This is a genomic window from Bacillus sp. SIMBA_026, from assembly GCF_046535335.1.
Lineage (GTDB): Bacteria > Bacillota > Bacilli > Bacillales > Bacillaceae > Bacillus > Bacillus velezensis.
The window spans coordinates 1-242 of the sequence record NZ_JAWRWX010000427.1 but is presented as its reverse complement, the minus strand read 5'-3'; the positions used below and the strand labels follow the sequence as shown (position 1 = coordinate 242).

General features: G+C 55.8%; 1 protein-coding gene. It reads right to left on the bottom strand.

Annotated elements, in window-relative coordinates; all coding sequences use genetic code 11:
• Positions 1–242, bottom strand: a 242-nt coding sequence (locus SB847_RS22060) for a hypothetical protein (RefSeq protein WP_410578879.1), incomplete at both ends; no start/stop codon positions are given.

Below are 242 nucleotides of genomic sequence, written 5' to 3'. Positions count from 1 at the left end.
AATCCGGACGCAAGCCAGCTTTTCCGAACTTCTCGAATGCCTCGGTCAGACCACGGACCCTGCTCTTTCCCACCGGTGTCAATTTCTCGACCACCAATAACCCGCGGCAAAACAGAGCATCGTCGTCGCTGACCTGGAAATACCCCAGAACGCGGAAATCGCTGCCCTTGAACGCGGTTTCGAAATCGTCGTTCGAGATGGGGCTCTGCTTGAAACGCCGTCGCATGTAATTGCAGAGACGG